The organism is Streptomyces paludis (assembly GCF_003344965.1).
Taxonomy (GTDB): Bacteria; Actinomycetota; Actinomycetes; order Streptomycetales; family Streptomycetaceae; genus Streptomyces; species Streptomyces paludis.
In genome coordinates this window covers 3,361,400-3,379,763 of the sequence record NZ_CP031194.1, presented here as the reverse complement: position 1 = coordinate 3,379,763, position 18,364 = coordinate 3,361,400, and the positions used below count along the sequence as shown (strand labels likewise).

General features: G+C 69.6%; 17 protein-coding genes. 8 read left to right on the top strand and 9 right to left on the bottom strand.

From position 1 onward, the window contains the following. Positions 1-69: 69 nt before the first annotated feature. The gene (locus DVK44_RS14830; protein WP_114660105.1) at positions 70-723 is read right to left on the bottom strand and encodes a response regulator transcription factor; all 654 of its coding nucleotides are present in this window, start codon (positions 721-723) and stop codon (positions 70-72) included. Between the two features lie 388 nt (positions 724-1,111). Here DVK44_RS14830 and metG point away from each other — a divergent pair, with 388 nt between their 5' ends. Then, complete coding sequence (gene metG / locus DVK44_RS14825; RefSeq protein ID WP_114660104.1) at positions 1,112-2,827, top strand: methionine--tRNA ligase; 1,716 nt, start codon at positions 1,112-1,114, stop codon at positions 2,825-2,827. A gap of 94 nt (positions 2,828-2,921) precedes the next feature. Here the strand turns inward: metG and DVK44_RS14820 are convergent, their stop codons facing one another. The 4 genes from DVK44_RS14820 to DVK44_RS14805 form a co-directional block, all read right to left on the bottom strand. Beyond that, positions 2,922-3,881: an intradiol ring-cleavage dioxygenase gene (locus DVK44_RS14820; protein WP_114660103.1), complete on the bottom strand. Its 960-nt coding sequence runs from the start codon at positions 3,879-3,881 to the stop codon at positions 2,922-2,924. Positions 3,882-4,000: 119 nt separating this feature from the next. Then, entirely contained in the window at positions 4,001-4,801 is an 801-nt protein-coding gene (locus tag DVK44_RS14815) for a hypothetical protein (RefSeq protein WP_228447150.1), read from the bottom strand. Positions 4,802-4,883: 82 nt separating this feature from the next. After that, the gene (locus DVK44_RS14810) at positions 4,884-5,804 is read right to left on the bottom strand and encodes a hypothetical protein (protein ID WP_114660101.1); all 921 of its coding nucleotides are present in this window, start codon (positions 5,802-5,804) and stop codon (positions 4,884-4,886) included. A 4-nt stretch (positions 5,805-5,808) separates the two neighbouring features. Beyond that, positions 5,809-6,354 carry a SigE family RNA polymerase sigma factor gene (locus DVK44_RS14805; RefSeq protein WP_114660100.1) on the bottom strand — a complete coding sequence of 182 codons (546 nt, stop codon included), beginning with the start codon at positions 6,352-6,354 and terminating at the stop codon, positions 5,809-5,811. 189 nt (positions 6,355-6,543) lie between these two features. Between DVK44_RS14805 and DVK44_RS14800 the strand changes: the two genes are divergently transcribed. Next, on the top strand, positions 6,544-7,134 hold the full coding sequence (locus DVK44_RS14800) for a DoxX family protein (protein ID WP_114660099.1): 591 nt from the start codon (positions 6,544-6,546) through the stop codon (positions 7,132-7,134). A gap of 112 nt (positions 7,135-7,246) precedes the next feature. On the opposite strand, the gene DVK44_RS14795 is transcribed toward DVK44_RS14800, so the two are convergent. The 4 genes from DVK44_RS14795 to DVK44_RS14775 all read right to left on the bottom strand — a co-directional run bounded on the left by DVK44_RS14795 (position 7,247) and on the right by DVK44_RS14775 (position 11,548). Beyond that, the gene (locus DVK44_RS14795; protein WP_114660098.1) at positions 7,247-8,401 is read right to left on the bottom strand and encodes an ABC transporter substrate-binding protein; all 1,155 of its coding nucleotides are present in this window, start codon (positions 8,399-8,401) and stop codon (positions 7,247-7,249) included. Positions 8,402-8,606: 205 nt separating this feature from the next. Then, complete coding sequence (locus DVK44_RS14790; RefSeq protein WP_114665136.1) at positions 8,607-8,900, bottom strand: hypothetical protein; 294 nt, start codon at positions 8,898-8,900, stop codon at positions 8,607-8,609. A gap of 1,369 nt (positions 8,901-10,269) precedes the next feature. After that, the gene (locus tag DVK44_RS14780; RefSeq protein ID WP_114660097.1) at positions 10,270-10,875 is read right to left on the bottom strand and encodes a DinB family protein; all 606 of its coding nucleotides are present in this window, start codon (positions 10,873-10,875) and stop codon (positions 10,270-10,272) included. A 58-nt stretch (positions 10,876-10,933) separates the two neighbouring features. Next, positions 10,934-11,548 carry a TetR/AcrR family transcriptional regulator gene (locus tag DVK44_RS14775; RefSeq protein WP_114660096.1) on the bottom strand — a complete coding sequence of 205 codons (615 nt, stop codon included), beginning with the start codon at positions 11,546-11,548 and terminating at the stop codon, positions 10,934-10,936. 66 nt (positions 11,549-11,614) lie between these two features. On the opposite strand from DVK44_RS14775, the gene DVK44_RS14770 reads away from it, so the two are divergent. The 6 genes from DVK44_RS14770 to purM all read left to right on the top strand — a co-directional run bounded on the left by DVK44_RS14770 (position 11,615) and on the right by purM (position 18,220). After that, complete coding sequence (locus DVK44_RS14770) at positions 11,615-12,397, top strand: alpha/beta fold hydrolase (protein WP_228447149.1); 783 nt, start codon at positions 11,615-11,617, stop codon at positions 12,395-12,397. Between the two features lie 32 nt (positions 12,398-12,429). Continuing rightward, on the top strand, positions 12,430-13,314 hold the full coding sequence (locus DVK44_RS14765; RefSeq protein ID WP_114665135.1) for an alpha/beta hydrolase: 885 nt from the start codon (positions 12,430-12,432) through the stop codon (positions 13,312-13,314). A 10-nt stretch (positions 13,315-13,324) separates the two neighbouring features. Further along, positions 13,325-14,194 carry a maleylpyruvate isomerase family mycothiol-dependent enzyme gene (locus tag DVK44_RS14760; RefSeq protein WP_114660094.1) on the top strand — a complete coding sequence of 290 codons (870 nt, stop codon included), beginning with the start codon at positions 13,325-13,327 and terminating at the stop codon, positions 14,192-14,194. A 58-nt stretch (positions 14,195-14,252) separates the two neighbouring features. Further along, positions 14,253-15,296 carry an META domain-containing protein gene (locus DVK44_RS14755; RefSeq protein WP_114660093.1) on the top strand — a complete coding sequence of 348 codons (1,044 nt, stop codon included), beginning with the start codon at positions 14,253-14,255 and terminating at the stop codon, positions 15,294-15,296. A gap of 131 nt (positions 15,297-15,427) precedes the next feature. Then, the gene (gene purF, locus DVK44_RS14750; RefSeq protein ID WP_114660092.1) at positions 15,428-16,951 is read left to right on the top strand and encodes an amidophosphoribosyltransferase; all 1,524 of its coding nucleotides are present in this window, start codon (positions 15,428-15,430) and stop codon (positions 16,949-16,951) included. Between the two features lie 192 nt (positions 16,952-17,143). Beyond that, positions 17,144-18,220 (top strand): phosphoribosylformylglycinamidine cyclo-ligase, encoded by a 1,077-nt coding sequence (purM, locus tag DVK44_RS14745; RefSeq protein ID WP_114660091.1) that lies wholly within the window; start codon positions 17,144-17,146, stop codon positions 18,218-18,220. The last annotated feature ends 144 nt before the right edge of the window (positions 18,221-18,364 follow it).

The following is an 18,364-nucleotide window of genomic DNA, read 5'->3' as shown; positions in this document are numbered from 1 at the left end:
TACGTATCTCTGTGTCCGTGTCCGCGGCGGCCACGTCGGAGTCCGCCTGGGCGCCCGCGTCCGTCGCCGTCACAGCGCGTATCCCGCGCCCTGCACCGTACGGATCAGCGCCGGCTCGCCCAGCTTCGCGCGCAGCTTGCTCAGGCACACCCGTACCGCGCCCGTGAACGGGTCCGCGTGCGCGTCCCACGCGCGCTCCAGCAGCTCTTCGGCCGAGACGGGCGCGCCGTCGGCCTCCAGCAGGATCTGGAGTACGGAGAACTCCTTGGGCGAGAGGTCCAGCTCCACCCCGTCCCGCCAGGCCAGGCGCCGTACGGAGTCGAGCCGTACGCCCAGCCGCTCCAGCTGCGGCGGTACGGGCCGGGCGCTGCGCCGGCGCAGGGCGCGTACGCGGGAGACCAGCTCGGGGAAGTCGAAGGGCTTGCCCATGTAGTCGTCGGCGCCGAGATCGAGCCCCTCGACGCGGTCCTCCATGGAGGTGGACGCGGTGAGCATCAGGATGCGGGTACGGGACGACTCGGCGACGAGTCTGCGCGCGACGTCGTCGCCGTGCACACGCGGGAGGTCGCGGTCGAGGACGACGACGTCGTAGTCGTGCAGCCCCAGGTAGGCGAGGGCGGCGTCCCCGCTGTACACCGTGTCGACGGCGAACCCCGCCCGGCGCAGCCCGGTGGCCACCAGCTCGGCCAGCACCTCTTCGTCCTCGGCGACCAGTACTCGCATGGTGTCGTCCCCTGCCCCTGTGCCGTTCCCGGTCTCCGGCCCGCGCCCTACCGCCGTTCCTCGCGCCGCTCCTTGCGCCGATCCGTGCGCCGTCGCCGTTCCCTGCGTTGTCCCCTGCGCCGTTCCGTTCGCCACTTCCTGTGCCACTTTCCGCGCCACTTCGTGCCCCGCCGCCCCCGCCGCCCGCTGCCCAGCCTCGTACATGATGCCCTTCTCGTCCCAGGACGGGCATGTCTACCGCAATGGCTGTTTCCGAAAGCTCTCCGCAGGCTCTCCTCATCCACCACCCGCTTAAACACGGGCGACTCGTGTCGTGGCGGTCGGATACGATATTGACGTTCCGTAGACCAAATAATCACTCCATGTAGCGACTTGGGAGCAGCCTGCAATGGCTCGACACCTCATCACCAGCGCCCTTCCGTACATCAACGGGATCAAGCACCTGGGCAACATGGTGGGGTCCATGCTCCCGGCGGATGTGTACTCCCGGTACCTCCGCCAGCGCGGTCACGACGTCCTCTACATCTGCGCGACCGACGAGCACGGCACGCCCGCCGAGCTGGCCGCGAAGGAGGCGGGGGTGCCGGTCGAGGCGTTCTGCGCCGAGCAGCACGACGCGCAGAAGGCGATCTACGACGGCTTCCAGCTGGCGTTCGACTACTTCGGCCGCAGCTCGTCCGCCGAGAACCGCGAGATCACCCAGCACTTCGCGCGCAAGTTGCAGGAGAACGGGTTCATCGAGGAGCGCGCGATCCGGCAGGTCTTCTCCGTCGCCGACGACCGCTTCCTCCCCGACCGCTACATCGTCGGCACCTGCCCGCACTGCGGTTACGACAAGGCGCGCGGGGACCAGTGCGAGAACTGCACGCGCGTGCTGGACCCGACGGACCTGATCGAGCCGCGCTCCGCGATCAGCGGCAGCAGCGAGCTGGAGGTCCGCGAGACGAAGCATCTCTTCCTCCTCCAGTCGAAGCTGGCGGGCGAGGTCGAGGCGTGGATCGACGCGACGGGCGAGGAGTGGCCGCAGCTGGCGTCCTCCATCGCCCGCAAGTGGCTGACCGAGGGCCTGCACGACCGGTCGATCACCCGCGACCTGGACTGGGGCGTGCCGGTCCCGGCCGACACCTGGCCGGAGCTGGCGGCCGAGGGCAAGGTCTTCTACGTCTGGTTCGACGCCCCGGTCGAGTACATCGGCGCGACAAAGGAGTGGGCGGACCAGGACCCGGCGAACCGCGACTGGAAGTCGTGGTGGTACGAGGCCGACGCGACCGTCCGCTACACCGAGTTCATGGCGAAGGACAACGTCCCGTTCCACACGGTGATGTTCCCGGCCACCCAGCTCGGCACGCGCGAGCCGTGGAAGAAGGTCGACTACGTCAAGGCGTTCAACTGGCTGAACTACTACGGCGGCAAGTTCTCCACGTCGCAGAAGCGGGGCGTCTTCACCGATGCCGCGCTGGAGCTGCTGCCCGCCGACTACTGGCGCTACTTCCTGATCGCGAACGCGCCCGAGTCGGACGACACCTCCTTCTCCTGGGAGCACTTCACGGCGACGGTCAACAAGGACCTCGCCGACACCCTCGGCAACTTCGTCAACCGGGTGCTCTCCTTCTCGCGCAAGCGCTTCGGCGACGCCGTGCCGGCGGGCCGGGCGGCGGGCGAGGCGGAGGCGAAGCTCGGCGCGCAGACCGCGGAGCTGCTCGCGGAGTACGAGGGCCACATGGAGGCGCTCCAGTTCCGCAAGGCGGCGGCGGCGCTGCGCGCCCTGTGGTCGGCGGGGAACTCGTATCTGGAGGAGAAGGCCCCCTGGCTGGAGATCAAGACCGACGAGGAGGGCGCGGCGCTGACTCTCCGTACGGCGATGAACCTGATCCACCTGTACGCGGTGGTCTCCGAGCCGTTCATCCCGGCCTCGGCGGCGGCGATGCGGGCGGCGTTCGCGCTGGAGGGGGACACGGCGGTGTGGGTGAGCGCCGAGGAGGCGAAGGCGCTGGACGCGGTCCCGGCCGGGACGCCGTTCACCGTACCGCCGGTGCTCTTCGCGAAGATCACGGACGATGATCTGGGGGCGTACAAGGAGCGCTTCGGGGGCGCGGACGCGTAGAGCGGGCTATAGAGCGCTGAGGGCCCGGGAAGCAGGTTCGACCTGCTTCCCGGGCCCTTTGTCTGCTCAGTGGCAGCTGCTCAGAGTCGGCCGCTCAGAGGCTCGTACCGTCGTTGGTCTCGTCCGGGTCGACACCGACGGTGATGGTGCCGACGACGCCGCGCGCGATGTCGTTCTTTTTCTTGTACGTGAGCTTCAGCAGACCGCCCGTGACACCGCTCTGGTCGTAGATGGTGTCCTGGGTGAGGGTCGTACGGACGGCCGCGTTGGTCGCGTACGGTTCGACGCTCTCGGTTTCGAGGACGGCCGCCTCCTCGAAGAAGAACTGGCCGGTGTGGCAGGTGTGGCCGCCCTCGTAGCCGCTGTCGGTGAGCTTGCCGTCGACATGCACCTTGACGTGGATGTGTACGGCGCGGCCCTGGTACCAGCCCGGGAAGAGGGTCGTGAACTCGACGAAGCCCTTCTTGTCCGTGAGCTGGGTGCCGCGCAGATAGCGCTCGTCGTCGGTGGGCTCCTCGTGGCCGCCGCCACCGCCGCCGCCACCGGGACCGCCGCCGTCGGTGGGGGGCTCGCCGGTCGGTTCGCCGGTGGGGGCGTCGGTTGGCGGGGTGCCGCCGCCGGGGGCGCCGCCGCCACCGGAGCCGACGGCCTCGTAACCGGAGTAGATGCCGGTGGCGTCGCAGTGCCAGATGTCGATGGCCGCGGCCTTGACCGGCGCGCAGCTCTCGGAGTCGATCACCTTGAGGCGGAGGGTGAAGGGTATGCCCTCCTTGTCCTCGGTGATGTCCTTCCGGATCTTGTCGGCGTCGATGTAGTACGGGCCCTCGGTGGTCTGCGAGGTGAGGGTGTAGCACACCTCGGTGGCCTTCGTGGTCGCCTTGCCGCCACCCGCCTTCGCCGCGGCGGCGCGCTGGGCGGCCGTCTCCTCGCCGGCCGAGGCGGTGGTGACGGCGATGGCGCCGATGCCGGTGGCGGCGACGGCCGCGCTGCCGGCGACGATGACCCGACGGCGGGTCAAGTCTTTTTTATGTTTGGGGGGTTGGGTCTCTGTCATGCCACGGGACGCTAGGGGGCGAAGCTGGCAGTCACATAGGAAGGGCCTGTGAACTGCCCTTCACGACGGGGACGGGGATGGGGACAGGGGACGGGGGACGGAGGACAGGGGCCAGCGTCTCAGCGGGCCAGCGACGCCGCGTCCCCCATCACGACCACCGGCTGCTTCTCCGGGTCCAGCAGGAGCAGCAGCTCGCGCATCTGTTCGCGGTGGATCGAGACGCATGCCTGGGTGGGGCCGTCGTGGTCCACATGGATCCAGATGCCGCCGCCCTTCTCCATGCCGAGCGGCCGGGTCCAGTCGAGCGGGGTGGTGCCGGGTACGCGGTTGTAGTTGATGGCGACGACGTAGTCGAAGGATCCTTCGAGCGGCTCGCCGTTGAACCCGTCGCCGGAGGCGGTGAAGGCGGGGCCCTGGTCGTAGGTGAGCTTCGTACCGGGGTCGTCGAAGAGACCGCCGGCGTCGGTGAGCGTGAACACCCCGATGGGGGAGCGCAGATCGCCCTGGTTGTGGTCCTCGGTCCAGCCGCGCTTGGCGTTGTGCGCGGGCCAGGGGTCGGTGACGGGGGTCCAGCCGGCGGCCGGATCGCGTTCGTAGACCTGGAGGGTCGAGTCGCTGGAGTCCTGGTCGTCACCGGTCACGACGACGGCCTGGGTGGTCTCGGGGGAGATCTCGGCGCGGGTACGCCGGCCGAGGCCGGGGATCTCCTGCGGGATGACTTCCTGGACCTCGGTCTCGGTGCTGATGGTGTCCTTGCTGCCGCTGCCGCCGCCGTTGTTGGCGTTGGTGTTGTTGGCGCTGCCGCTGGTGGAGGCGCGGTCGCCCGGTACGGATCCCGCCTTGTCGGCGGTCTCCGCGTCACCTCCCGCCACTCCGCAGCCGGTCAGCAGCAGACCGGTCGCCAGCAGCATGGCGGCCATTCTCGGCCCTTTGCGGAGGTTTCGGGCAGCGTGGAGAGCGCGCGCAGACATGGAGGGGCCTTTCGTTATTACGGATTACGGATTACGGACGGTCGTCGGCGGCGGTGGTGTGGGTGGCGCCGATGGAGGGAGTGGGCGATGTGGGGGGTTTGGTGGCTTCTGTTACTTCTGTCCCGAAGTCTGCGCTGGAGATCATCGTATGGACGTCCTCGACGATCCCCGGCGAGTCGCTGCCCAGGCAGAGGGTGACGGTGAAGACGACATTCGCGTCGGCGGTACGTACGGGCAGGGTGAACTTCCCGCCGTACTCCTTGGCCGCGCCGAGCGCCCGGCAGAACGACGAGAGGGTGCCCGACGGGACCAGCTGCCACGGGGCCGGGGTGGGAGTCGCGGTCGCGGTCGGGGACGCGGGCGGAAGCGTTTTGACCGGCCCGGAGATCATCGCCAGCGCACCGCTGGGCAGCAGCGACCGCACCGGCCGGCAGCGGCTCGATACCGGCTCGGAACAGTCCGCGGCGTACGGGGTGAGCGGCTGGTTCGCGAAGTAGCCGGTGCTCGACGGCGTGGCCGGTGTGTCGTGCGGTACGGGCTGAGCCTGCCAGCCCGCGAGGAGGCGCAGGCTCAGGGCGCCGAGCTGCGGGAAGCGGGCGAGCCGGCGCTCGTCGGTCCCGTTGGGGGTCGAGGTGGCGGAGGTGGCGGACGGGGTGGGTGTGGGCACCGGGCGCGAGGTGACGGACGGGGCCGGGGACGCGGGCAGCGCCGACCCCGCGCCGTCGGGCAGCAGCCCGGGCAGGAGCACGCCCGCCAGGACCAGCCCGGTCACGGTGGCCGCGGCGGCGCCCGCCGTACGACGGCGCCTGCGCCGGGTCCGTACGACCCGCTGCCGTACGTCGTCCAGCCGGCCCTCGGGGGCGGGCAGCCGGGGAACAGCGCGCTCCAGCAGGATGCGCAGCTCCTCCGCGTGCTCCTGCTCGTGCTCGTACTCCTGCTCATGCTCTTGCACCCGCTTATCCATGGCGGTCACCGCGCTTCACCGGCGCGTCCACGGGTGCGTCCACCGGCGCGTCCACCGGCGTGGGCAGCAGGCGCCGGAGGGAGTGCAGCGCCCGGGACGACTGGCTCTTGACCGTGCCGGGCGTGCAGCCGAGCGCCGCCGCGGTGTCCTCGACGCTCAGGTCCTCGAAGTACCGCAGCACGACAACGGCCCGCTGCCGTACCGGCAGGGAGCGTACGGCCGCCGCCAGCGTCTGCTCCAGATCCACGTGCGCGTACGCGTCCACCGCGTTCGCCATGTCCGGGAGTTCGCCGTACGGCAGCTCCCCGCGCCAGCGCCGCCGCCACCAGGAGGCGTGCTGATGCACGAGCGCCTTGCGGACGTACGCCTCGGGCTGGCCGCCCGCTATCCGCGACCACTTCGGCCACACCTTCGCCAGCGTGCTCTGGAGCAGGTCCTCCGCGAGATGCGCGTCGCCGGTCAGCAGCCACGCGACCCGTAGCAACCGCGGCCCGCGGGCGGCGACGAATGCCTCGAAGTCGGCGTCGCCCGGATCCATCGTGCCGTCCTCGCCATTCTGTTCGGTCTGCCACGCCTGTCGAACGCGGTGGACCGTCGATCGGGTTGCCTCGGCTCGAAAAAGTATTCACACGGTGGTCATGGGCCTCATACGCGGTCGGCCGGAGATTTGCTGTAACTTTCAAGCACAGCGTTTTTTGCCCCCCTCACCTCAGGAGAGAGCGCAGCTATGACGTCCCCCGCAAGCACCAAGAGCACCACTGACACCATCAGCACCACGAGCCCCGTAGCCGGAGGCCCCATCTCCGGCGCCTTCCGCGATCACGCGGCCACGCCCCACGCCTATGACGTAGGACTTCTGCTGCTCCGCGTCGTCCTCGGACTGACGATGGCCGCGCACGGCAGCCAGAAGCTCTTCGGCTGGTTCGGGGGCGGCGGCATCGACGGCACGGGCGCCTTCTTCACCATGAGCGGCTACCCGTCCGGCAAGGCGCTGGCCGTCGTGGCCGGGCTGAGCGAGACCGCGGGCGGCGTCGCCCTGGCGATCGGCCTGCTCACACCGCTCGCGGGCGCGGCGGTGGTCGGCACGATGGTCAACGCGATCGCCGTGAAGGGAACCGGCCACTTTTTCGCGCCCGAGGGCATCGAGTACGAACTCGTCCTCACCGCCGGCGCCGCCGCCCTCGCCCTGACCGGCCCCGGCCGGATAGCGGTCGACCGCTTCCTGCCGTGGGTCAGGGCGCACCGCCTGGCGTACGGCGCGGCGGCGGTCGCGCTCGGGCTGGTGGTGGCGGGGGTCACGCTGCTGCTGCGGAAGTAGGACGGCCTGCTGGACGGCTGGATGTGACGCTGCCCCGGAATCCGCTTGAGAGCGGAGCCCGGGGCAGCGTCACGTTACGGCAGCCTGGCGGCCTGGTGGTCCGGGGGCCCGGTCAGAAGGCTCCGGGGTAGAGCCCGAGGTCACCCTTGGGGTCGGCCGGATTCACGCCCTGGGGGTCGCCGACGTACAGGTTGATACGGGCCTTGTAGCGGTCCAGCGCGGTGCGGTCGCTCAGGAAGCCGGTGAGGCCGAGCGGGTTCATGTTCTTGTAGTCGAAGATGCCCTTGTAGCCGGCGGGCGCGGCCACGTCGTTGCGGGCGCTCCAGGTGTAGATGTCGTTCTGCTGGGCCTTCTTGGAGAGCACCCAGCTGAGGTAGAGCTTGGCCGCCGCCTTGTGCGGGGCGTCCTTGAGGATCGCGGCCGTCTGCGGCCAGGCGACCCAGGGGCTCTTGGCGGGCACGGAGAACTTCGCGGTGTCCCCGGGCGCGGCGGTGAGGTTGGCGGCCGTGCCGAAGGCGGCTTCGTAGTCGCCGTTGGTGACGGCGTCGGCGGAGTCCTGCGTACCGCGTACGAACTTCGGGTTCTGGGCGAGGAGCTGCTTCAGATAGCCGAAGCCGTACGCGTCGGTGAGCTGCTTGAAGTAGTAGAGGACGGCGTCGTCGTCATTCGGATAGGTGAAGACGAGCTTGTTCTTGTACTCCGGCTTCAGGAAGTCCTTGGCCTCGACCGGGGCGCCGTCACCGAGCTTGGTGGCCGTGACGTTGGCGAAGGCGTAGAAGAAGACGCCGGTGTAGTAGCCGTCCTTGTCCTTGACCTGGTGGAAGACCTTGTCCCAGCCGACCGGCTTGTACTTGAGCAGCGACCCCTCCTGCTTCCAGCGCGGGAAGTCGTCGACGGTCTGGAGCTGGACGACGTCGGCGACGACCTTGCGCTCGTCGATCTGGTTGTCGACGCGGGCGTCGTGGTTCTTGGAGAAGTCGACGATGTCGTTGACCTTGATCTTCGGGAATGCCTTCACGAAGGCGTCCCGCAGATAGTCCTGCTGGTCGGGCTTGTCGCCGCCGGCGTAGATCGTGAGCTTGCCGCCCTCGGCCACGGCCTCCGCGTACAACTTCTTGAGCTGCGCGTCCTCGCTGCTACTACTGCCGCCACCGCTGCTGCTACTGCTGCTGCCCGTGAGCGGCCCGGCGTACGCGGCGGTGGCGCCGCCGACGGCTATGAGGGAGAGCGCGATGGCTCCGGCGAGCGCCTTGCGGTTGAGCTTCATGGGGGGTTCCTCCGGGATCGACCGAGCGGGAGCCTTGAAAGTTCAAGCAATCGGGACCCTAGAGGTATTTGCTTGAGACTTCAAGCAGAGATGCGATACGGGGGCGAGGACGCGACGCGAGGCGCAACGCAGGGCCGCCCCTCCACCGCAAGTGCGGACGGGGAGGGGCGGCGCGGCGGCGGGGTGCGGGGCGATGCCCCGTTGGTTACGCGTTCGCGGATCGGCGGCGGCTCAGCCCCATCACGAGAACGCCGACCAGCAGCAGCGCGCTGCCGGACAGGGTCCCGAACTGGCGTATGTCGATGTCGTCGGCCATGAAGAAGACCATCTGCCCACACAGGCCAAGGGCAACAGCCAGCTGCCCCCAACCGAAGAGACGCGGCCGGCGAACCTGCTCCCGGCTCAGGGGAAGCACCCAGCCACGGACAAGAGCGGCAACGCCGGAGGCGCCGATGAGCAGGGCGACCAGAGCAACAGGTATGACGAGATAGAGCTTCATGTTTCCCCTCTGCGGGCGCACATCGAACGGCACCCCGGATCTCCAACCGAACCAGACCGGCCATTGGCCGTACGGCATAATCCGCCACGCCCCCCCAACACCGCGACACACCCCGACGCGGGCCAGCACCCTCAGGCGCATGCCCCGCTGGTCACCGTGGGGTTGTCGGGTGCGGGTCAGAGCGGAACTCTGTCGGGGGTGGGTCGGTGGCGGAGGTTGTCGGGCGTGGGGCCGCCCCTCCAGCCTTTGAGTGTCGCGCTTGCGGGCCGGGAGTCAAGGGCGCTCCTACGTCGCGTCGGCTTCGCCGATTCCGCTGCGCTCCACCCTTGACACCCGTCCCTCCAGCGCAAGTGCAGGTGCGGGAGGGGCGGCCGGGGGGAAGGGGGGCCCAAGAGGTGGCGCCGTACTGCCACTCGGCTCAGGGGCCGACGGGCGGGCGGGCCCTGCGGGGCGCGCGGCAGAGGAATGGGGCGGCCCGACACCGGCTCAGCGGCCAACGGTCCGTTGTTGGTTGCGACTCAAGCCCCGCTGGTCACCGTCGCGCTGTGGTGCCCGGAAGACGGGCGGACTCTGCTGCCCAGCCCGGGTCTGCGGGCCACGCCTTGCCGATCTATCCCATATGTGCCTATTTGGAAGGCTGTTGGGGGCTTCTCCGGGCGGCACATGTGTCCTCAGGTGCATTAGCGGCACTCCACGACGCATAGACGGCCTTCAAGGGCCCACTTGCCGCCACCCGCGTCCCAGCAACCCCACAACCCACACCACGGCGCCCAGCGGGGCATGAGTCTCAGTAAACCGGCGGCCGTCAGCCGCTGAGACGAGCCGGGCAGCCCCATTCCTCTGCCGCGCAGCCCCGCAGGGCCCACCCGCCCGCCGGACCCTGAGCCGACCGGCAGAACGGCACCACCCCCTGGGCCCCCTTCCCCCGGCCGCCCCTCCCGCACCTGCACTTGCGACTCCGGGGGAGGTGTCAAGGGCGGAGCGCAGCGGAGTCGGCGCAGCCGACGCGACGAAGGAGCGCCCTTTACACCTCCACCGGAGACGCGACACTCAAAGGCTGGAGGGGCGGCCCCACGCCCAACAACCTCCGCCACCGACTCACTCCGACGAGGCCCCGGCTCACCCCGCTCGCCGCGCGGTTGTGTGACGGGGTGTTGTCTTTCTCGTTCAACCGGTTTCAACCGGCCGGTGCTTGAAGGTGGTCATCAACCATGAGCGGCAGTACGGCATCTGGCCGGTGGAGCAGGACCTTCCGGCTGTCGGGCCGGGGTTCGATCACCCGAGCCCCGATGGCGCGTCTCCCTACCGCACCAGCGCCACCGGCGCCGTAAGGGGAGCCAGTGTCCGCGTCCGAGGATGCGGGGAAAGATCAGCCCCCGGCCTCCCGCGCCACCCGCTCCAGCCGTCCCCGGTACTCCTCCCACCACGCCTGATCACCCGGCGGCAGGCTGTCCTTGCCCGGCAGCCACCCGACGGCGCCGTCCATCAGCTCGCGCACGATGTCCGTGTGGCCCGCGTGCCGTTGGGTGTCGCTGATCACGCGTACGACGATGTGGTGCAGCGTCACCTCGCGTTGTGCCTCGGGCCACCACGGGACGGATCCGGGCGCGTCCAGGTCCAGCGCCGCCATCGTGTCGTTGGAGTGCTGCCACGCCGCCCGGTACAGGTCCACGATCTGCTCGCGGGACTCGTCCGCGCTCGCCCACATGTCCACGTTGTGCTCGTCGGACTCGGTGTACCACCAGGACGGGCGGCGACGTCGCTCCCCGTCGAAGTACGGCCGTCCGAACGTATCGCCGAAGTACCCCAGTTCCACACCGGCGGCATGTTTGACCAGGCCCAACAGGTTGGTGCCGGTCGGTGTGAAGGGGCGGCGGACGTCGTACTCGGAGAGCCCCTCCAGCTTCCACAGCAGGGAGTCGCGAGCGTCCTGGAGATACCGGAGAAGATCCGCTTTCGGATTCGATTCGACCATGCCGCGCAGTGTCCCACCGAGCACTGACAACGGGCCCTGACCGCAGACTCCACTCCCCTCAGGGAGTCCGGAACAGCTCGTTCAAGTGATGGTTCAGGATCGCCAGCGCCTCGTCCCCGGTGCGCTGGCCGCCCAGCACGCTCGACCCCAGGCCGTTGACCATGGCGAGCAGTCCGGCCGCGGTCATCTCGGGGTTCTTGCCGGGGCCGATCTCTCCGGCCTCGCGTGCCGCGTGGATCTGCTGGGCGAGGAAGGACTCCAGCAGGTCGGGGGAGGTCGTGCCGTGTTTCTCCACCACATCGGAGCCCTCGGAACCGCCCAGGACCAGCGTGTAGTACGCGGCATACGTGCGGGTGATCCGGCGGCTCTCCGGGTCGGTCGGCAGGATGCTCGACAGGATCGCGGTCACGGTCCCGCGCGGTGTGGACGGCGAGCCCGCCGCGCTGATCCATGCGGTCATACGGGCCTGGAGCTGGTCGCCGAGCCTGGTCAGCGCGTCCAGCAGCAGCGCTTCCTTCGTCGTGAAGTAGTACTGCACCAGCCGCAGGGAGACGCCGGCCTCGGCGGCGACCGCCCGCATGCTGGCCGACTGAAGGCCCTGGGTGTCGGCGATGCGGAGCAGCGCCTCGGCGATCTGTGTTCTGCGTTCCTCGCGATCGACCCGCGCGGTCATGATGCGTCTCCCTCTGCCCCTTGGTGGTACATGCGTATCATGACGTGATACATCTGTATCATGGGAATGAGCGGATTCAAGAACGACAAGGCCAGAGCCCGTTTTTACGCCGTCTACGAGCGCGCGCTGGAGGAACTGCTGCCGGAGCCCCGGACGGTGCTCGACATCCCGACCGCCTTCGGTACGACCCGCGCCTACCGTGTCGGCCCGCCGAGCGGTGAACCGATCGTGCTGTTGTCGGGCGCGAGCGGTAACGCGCTGATGTGGCACCGGTACATCCCCGTACTGGCCCGGCACCGTACGGTCATCGCCGTGGACACGGTCGGCGAACCGGGCCTGAGCGTGCAGAGCGCCCCCATCGATGACGGCCGGGACGGCGCGGCGTGGCTGGCTGCCGACCGGTCCGCCGGTCTCACCCTGGTCGATCCCGCGGGCTTCGCCGTCCCCGGTCGGCGGTTCTACACCTGGGTGATCGCCGGCGCGCTGGCCGGCATGGCGCCGTGCGGGCTGCGCCCTCGCCTGGCTCGCATGGTCGGCAACAGCGCGATCCTGGAGAGCGAACTGATGCGCCTGGGACGGGCGTCCGTAGGATTCCGCCGCGTACTGCCGCCTGCCGAGGTCTTCAGCGACGAAGAACTGGGCCGCTTGTGCGCCGTCCCTTCGCAGTTCCTGCTCGGGGCACGCAGCACCCTGCACGACGCGCCCCAAGTGGCCGCGCGTATCGGCGCACTCGTGCCCTCCGCCCGGGTGGAGGTCGTGGCCGACGCGGGCCACGCCCTGCCGACGGATCAGCCGGACCTGGTGGCCGAACGGATCCTCGAAGCCGCCGGGGCGGCCAAACCCCTTTGAAGCGGGTCGTGATCTCTCCTAGGTTGACCCGCGTGACGATCGAAGTGCCCTACCAGCCGCTGCCGATTGACCAGTCGGACGTTCGCTACGCCCACGGCCCCGACTCCGCCGTACAGCCCGGCGTGCCGTCCGGCGAGACGGTCGAGTTCGACTGGAACGACAGCGCGATCTACCCCGGTACGTCCCGGAAGTTCTGGGTGCATGTGCCGGCGGGCTACAGCCCTGCCGAACCGGCGGCGCTCATCGTGTTCCAGGACGGATGGTGGTATCTGGATCCCGCGGGTGAGGTCCGCGGTGCGATCGTCCTGGACAACCTCATGCACCGGGGTGACATCCCGGTCACCATCGGCGTGTTCGTCGACCCCGGCATCTTCCCCGGCGCCGAGGAGCCGAAGAACCGCAACACCGAGTACGACGCCTTCGACGACCGATACGCCGACTTTCTCCTCGACGAGATCATCCCCGAGGTAAGCAAGCGCTACTCGATCACCGCGGACCCCGATCAGTGGGGCATCTGCGGCGGCAGCAGCGGTGGCAACTGCGCCCTCACCGTGGCCTGGCTGCGGCCCGGGAGGTTCCGCCGGGTCGCCGCGTTCCTGTCCAGCTTCACGCAGATGCCCGGCGGCAACCCCTACCCCGAACTCCTTCGCGACACCCCCGGCAAGCCGCTGCGTATCTTCCTCCAAGCCGGCCACCGCGACCTGCACTGGAACGAGCCCGAGCGGAACTGGCTCGCCAACAAGCTGCGCGTCGCCGCCGCGCTCGCGGAAGCCGGCTACGACTTCCGCCTCGTCCTCGGCGACGGCGGTCACAGCCCCAACCACGGCGGCGTCCTGCTCCCCGATGCCCTCCGCTGGCTGTGGCGGGCCGACGAGGACCGACGCCCGGCACGGACCGGCGCGTACGGCACGATCTAGCCTCGTCCCCATGTCACCCGCCACGAATCCCGCGAGCACACCCGCCACGAATCCCGCCAGAAAGCCCGCCGCGAAGCGTCCGCGTCCGCGCGCGTACGACTACGCCAAGACCCGGGCCGCCGTGCTCGCGCAGGTCCGGCACGTGCAGGACGCCGTGCAGACGCTCACGCCCGCGCAGCTTGCGCTTCCCAGTGGGCTCGGGGAGTGGAGTGTGCGGGAGCTGGTCGCGCATGTGGCGATGGGGGTCGAGTCGGTGAGCCTCTTTCTGGAGCAGCCGGTACGGGCCGAGGCGGCCGTGGTCGCCGAGGCCGGGCCGGTGGTCGTGCTGGCCGAGTGGCCGTTCGTGACTGTTCGGTACGCCGGAGCGATCGCCGAGGACGTCACGGCGCTCGCCGTGACCGCGCCGCCCGGGGAGCTGCTCGGGCGGGCCGTCGAGCGGATCGGGGCGCTGCTGCCGGCGGCGGACGACGGGCGGGTGCTGGTGACGCGGGTCGGGGCGATGCGGCTCGCGGACTATCTGGTGACGCGGACCGTCGAGCTGACCGTCCACACCGACGACCTCAACCGCGCCGCCGGGCTGAGCATCCCGTTCGACCGCCAGGCCCTCGCCGCCGCGACGCGCCTGCTCGCCGACGCCCTCGCGGTCAAGGCGCCCGGCGCGTCGACCGAGGTGCGGATTCCGCCGTACGCCGTGGTCCAGTGCGTGGAGGGGCCCCGGCACACGCGCGGTACGCCGCCCAACGTCGTGGAGACCGACCCGCTGACCTGGCTGCGGCTGGCCACCGGCCGGACGGCCTGGGCCGAGGGGCTCGATACGGCGCGGGTGAGCGCGAGCGGGGAGCGCGCGGATCTCTCCGGGCTGCTCCCGCTGATGGGCTGACCAACGGGCCGGACGGAAAAGGGGGGAACCGTACGCAGGTGGCTTCCGTCACATCGGCATGCCAAAGCAGCAGTTCGCCCAGATCACCACCCTGTCCACCGTCGCGGTGGCCACGACGATCGCCGCGCTCCTGATCACCGCCTGCGGTACGGAGACGACATCCGGGAGCGCGTCCGACACGGCCGACGCGGCCAACGCGGCCAACGCGGCCGGTACCGGCGAAAACCCGGGATCGACAGCCGGAGCGACGGCCGGCGCCGGATCGACCGCCGGTTCCGGCGCCGGCGGTCGCGTCGACGTCGTCACCGCGCTCCCCGAAGTCCTGCGCAACACCCAAGGCACCAACGGCGTCAAGGGCAGCGTCTGGCGCATGGACAGCGTGACGGTCGGGGGCAAGAAGATCACCCCCGTCGCTCAAGCCCCCGCGAGCCTCCGCGTCGGCGCTGATGGAACGTTTCGCCTCTCCCCGGACTGCAACATCCGCACCACAGAGGTCACCGTCGACGGCGGCGCCCTCGTCGTGAGCGACGGCCCGGGCAGGTCCACGATGATGTACTGCCCGGAGGAGCAGCACCCCTTCGCGGACGCCTTCGACAAGGTGTTCACCGGCAAGCTCTCGGCCACGCTCAGTGACGACCCCGCGACCCCCCTCACCCTCACCCTGACCGGCGCCACCGGTGACTCGATCGACCTCACCCGCGACAGCCCCGCACCCCTCGTGGGCACGGACTGGCGGCTGGACGGGGTCATCGACACCGTCATCGACCACGCCGACACCGAGGGCTCGCTGCCCAGCGGGACGGACGGCAAGGCGTCGCTCACGTTCAGTAAGGGCAAGGGCGGCGCGAGCGGCACGGTGGAGGGCACCAGCGGCTGCAATGTCTTCCGCGGCTCCGCGCGGCTCTCCGAGGCGACGAACAAGATCACCTTCGGCGCCCTCCGCATGACCAAGAAGGCATGCTCCAAGCCCGAAAAAGAACTCGAAGAGCGTATGGCGAAGGTGCTGTCGGGTGAGATCGCGTATGAGCTGAGCCACAACCAACTGAAGCTCATCACCGAGGACGGCCTCGGCATAAGCGCGACAACCCCCCTGCGCAGGTGATCCGACAGACGTGATCCGGCCGAGATTCCACCAGGATCCGGCCCGGATTCAGCCCGGATCCGGGCCACTGGTCCGCGCTCTTCCGCATCCCCAATTCGGACCAGTGGTCGATCTCGCCTACACTCGGTGGCGTGCCTCGTGGTGATGGACGACTCAACCACGACCTGCTCCCCGGAGAGAAGGGCCCCCAGGACGCTTGCGGCGTCTTCGGAGTCTGGGCCCCGGGCGAAGAGGTCGCCAAGCTCACCTATTTCGGACTGTATGCCCTTCAGCACCGCGGACAGGAGTCCGCGGGCATCGCAGTGAGCAACGGGTCCAAGATCCTTGTGTTCAAGGACATGGGCCTCGTCTCGCAGGTCTTCGACGAAACCTCTCTCAGCTCCCTCCTGGGCCATATCGCGGTGGGCCATGCCCGCTACTCCACCACCGGTGCCTCGGTGTGGGAGAACGCGCAGCCGACTTTCCGGGCCACGGCCCACGGCTCCATCGCGCTCGGTCACAACGGCAATCTGGTCAATACCGCGCAGCTCGCCGGTATGGTCGCCGATCTGCCGAAGGAGAACGGCCGGACGACGCGCGTCGCCGCCACCAACGACACCGATCTGGTGACGGCCCTGCTGGCCGGCCAGACGGACGACGACGGCAAGCCCCTCAGCGTCGAGGAAGCCGCCGCCAAGATCCTGCCCGAGGTCAAGGGCGCCTTCTCGCTCGTCTTCATGGACGAGCACACGCTGTACGCCGCCCGGGACCCCCAGGGCATCCGCCCGCTGGTCCTCGGCCGGCTGGAGCGCGGCTGGGTGGTCGCCTCCGAGGGTGCCGCCCTCGACATCTGCGGCGCCTCGTTCGTCCGCGAGATCGAGCCGGGCGAGCTGATCGCCATCGACGAGAACGGTCTCCGTACGCAGCGATTCGCGGAAGCGAAGCCCAAGGGCTGTGTCTTCGAGTACGTCTACCTGGCCCGTCCCGACACGGACATCGCGGGCCGGAACGTCTATCTGTCCCGCGTCGAAATGGGACGGAAACTCGCCAAAGAAGCTCCGGTCGAAGCCGATCTGGTGATAGCGACGCCCGAGTCGGGCACCCCCGCCGCCATCGGTTACGCGGAGGCCAGCGGCATCCCGTACGGCTCGGGTCTCGTCAAGAACGCCTATGTCGGCCGGACCTTCATCCAGCCCTCCCAGACCATTCGCCAGCTGGGCATCCGCCTCAAGCTGAATCCGCTGAAGGAAGTCATCCGGGGCAAGCGCCTGGTGGTCGTGGACGACTCGATCGTCCGCGGCAACACCCAGCGCGCCCTGGTCAAGATGCTCCGCGAGGCGGGCGCGGCCGAGGTCCATGTACGGATCTCGTCCCCGCCGGTGAAGTGGCCCTGCTTCTTCGGTATCGACTTCGCCACCCGCGCGGAGCTGATCGCCAACGGCATGTCGGTGGACGAGATCGGCGTCTCCATGGGCGCGGACTCGCTCGCGTACATCTCCCTCGACGGGATGATCGAGGCGACCACCATCGCCAAGCCGAATCTCTGCCGCGCGTGTTTCGACGGCGAGTACCCGATGGAGCTGCCCGATCCCGAGCTGCTCGGCAAGCAGCTGCTGGAGACCGAGCTGGCGGCCGGCCCGGCGAGCGCCGCGTCCGAGGCGCTGCGACGTCCCTAGCGGTCCGGAAAGGCCGGAAAAGCCTTCCGGATGACCTTCCGGATGACCTTCTGGATGGCTCTGGACGGTCTCCGGATGGTCATCTGCCATCTGGAAGGCCCTCCAGAAGACCCCCACCTCCACCCGCCACATCCCCGTTGTGACGCTCTCCGAGCGTTCGACGACCGAACGACGACAGGAAAGTACCCAGCCATGTCCGAAACGACTACTGGTGCCAGCTATGCCGCCGCGGGCGTCGACATCGAAGCCGGTGACCGCGCGGTCGAGCTGATGAAGGAGTGGGTGAAGAAGACGCAGCGCCCCGAGGTCCTCGGCGGCCTCGGCGGCTTCGCCGGCCTCTTCGACGCCTCCGCCCTCAAGCGCTACGAGCGTCCGCTCCTCGCCTCCGCCACCGACGGCGTCGGGACGAAGGTCGACCTCGCCCGGAAGATGGGCGTGTACGACACGATCGGCCGCGACCTCGTCGGCATGGTCGTGGACGACCTGGTCGTCTGCGGCGCCGAGCCGCTCTTCATGACCGACTACATCTGTGTCGGCAAGGTCCACCCCGAGCGCGTCGCCGCCATCGTCAAGGGCATCGCCGAGGGCTGTGTGCTGGCCGGCTGCGCCCTGGTCGGTGGCGAGACCGCCGAGCACCCCGGGCTGCTGGGCGAGGACGACTTCGATGTCGCCGGTGCCGGTACGGGCGTGGTCGAGGCGGACCGGCTGCTCGGCGCGGATCGTATCCGTACGGGTGACGCCGTGATCGCCATGGCGTCCTCCGGGCTTCACTCGAACGGGTACTCGCTGGTACGGCATGTGGTCTTCGACCGGGCCGGCTGGTCGCTGGACCGGGAGATCGAGGAGTTCGGCCGCACGCTCGGCGAGGAGCTGCTGGAGCCCACGAAGATCTACTCGCTGGACTGTCTGGCGCTCACCCGGACCACCGATGTGCACGCGTTCAGTCACATCACCGGCGGCGGCCTCGCGGCCAACCTCGCCCGGGTGATCCCGGACGGGCTGCACGCCACGGTCGACCGCTCGACCTGGACGCCCGGCGCGGTCTTCGACGTGGTCGGTACGGCCGGCCGGGTGGAGCGGCTGGAGCTGGAGAAGACCCTGAACATGGGCGTCGGCATGATCGCCGTCGTCCCGGCGGACTCCGTCGACGCCGCGCTCACCACGCTCGCCGACCGGGGCGTGGACTCCTGGGTCGCGGGCGAGATCACCGAGCGTGGCGACCACGCCACGGGCGCGGCGCTGACCGGCGACTACGCGAGCAACGGCTGACCGGTGGCCGGGCGTGAGGAAGGCCACTCGTCGCACTCGTCATGGCACATGCCGAGTGCGACCGGTCCGTCCCGGCATGTCCGGTACGTACCTCCGAGACCTCCCGGTCCGTACGTTCCGTACGACAGCAGCACAGAGCCCGGT

What these genes read in the sequence shown, in the direction of transcription:
- DVK44_RS14780 (WP_114660097.1), bottom strand. Translation starts at nt 10,875, where the DNA reads ATGGTCGAATCGAATCCGAAAGCGGATCTTCTCCGGTATCTCCAGGAC.
- DVK44_RS14790 (WP_114665136.1), bottom strand. Translation starts at nt 8,900, where the DNA reads ATGAAGCTCTATCTCGTCATACCTGTTGCTCTGGTCGCCCTGCTCATC.
- DVK44_RS14805 (WP_114660100.1), bottom strand. Translation starts at nt 6,354, where the DNA reads ATGGATCCGGGCGACGCCGACTTCGAGGCATTCGTCGCCGCCCGCGGG.
- DVK44_RS14775 (WP_114660096.1), bottom strand. Translation starts at nt 11,548, where the DNA reads ATGACCGCGCGGGTCGATCGCGAGGAACGCAGAACACAGATCGCCGAG.
- DVK44_RS14820 (WP_114660103.1), bottom strand. Translation starts at nt 3,881, where the DNA reads ATGACAGAGACCCAACCCCCCAAACATAAAAAAGACTTGACCCGCCGT.
- DVK44_RS14800 (WP_114660099.1), top strand. Translation starts at nt 6,544, where the DNA reads ATGACGTCCCCCGCAAGCACCAAGAGCACCACTGACACCATCAGCACC.
- purM (WP_114660091.1), top strand. Translation starts at nt 17,144, where the DNA reads ATGTCCGAAACGACTACTGGTGCCAGCTATGCCGCCGCGGGCGTCGAC.
- DVK44_RS14815 (WP_228447150.1), bottom strand. Translation starts at nt 4,801, where the DNA reads ATGGCCGCCATGCTGCTGGCGACCGGTCTGCTGCTGACCGGCTGCGGA.
- DVK44_RS14830 (WP_114660105.1), bottom strand. Translation starts at nt 723, where the DNA reads ATGCGAGTACTGGTCGCCGAGGACGAAGAGGTGCTGGCCGAGCTGGTG.
- metG (WP_114660104.1), top strand. Translation starts at nt 1,112, where the DNA reads ATGGCTCGACACCTCATCACCAGCGCCCTTCCGTACATCAACGGGATC.
- DVK44_RS14770 (WP_228447149.1), top strand. Translation starts at nt 11,615, where the DNA reads ATGAGCGGATTCAAGAACGACAAGGCCAGAGCCCGTTTTTACGCCGTC.
- DVK44_RS14755 (WP_114660093.1), top strand. Translation starts at nt 14,253, where the DNA reads ATGCCAAAGCAGCAGTTCGCCCAGATCACCACCCTGTCCACCGTCGCG.
- DVK44_RS14760 (WP_114660094.1), top strand. Translation starts at nt 13,325, where the DNA reads ATGTCACCCGCCACGAATCCCGCGAGCACACCCGCCACGAATCCCGCC.
- DVK44_RS14795 (WP_114660098.1), bottom strand. Translation starts at nt 8,401, where the DNA reads ATGAAGCTCAACCGCAAGGCGCTCGCCGGAGCCATCGCGCTCTCCCTC.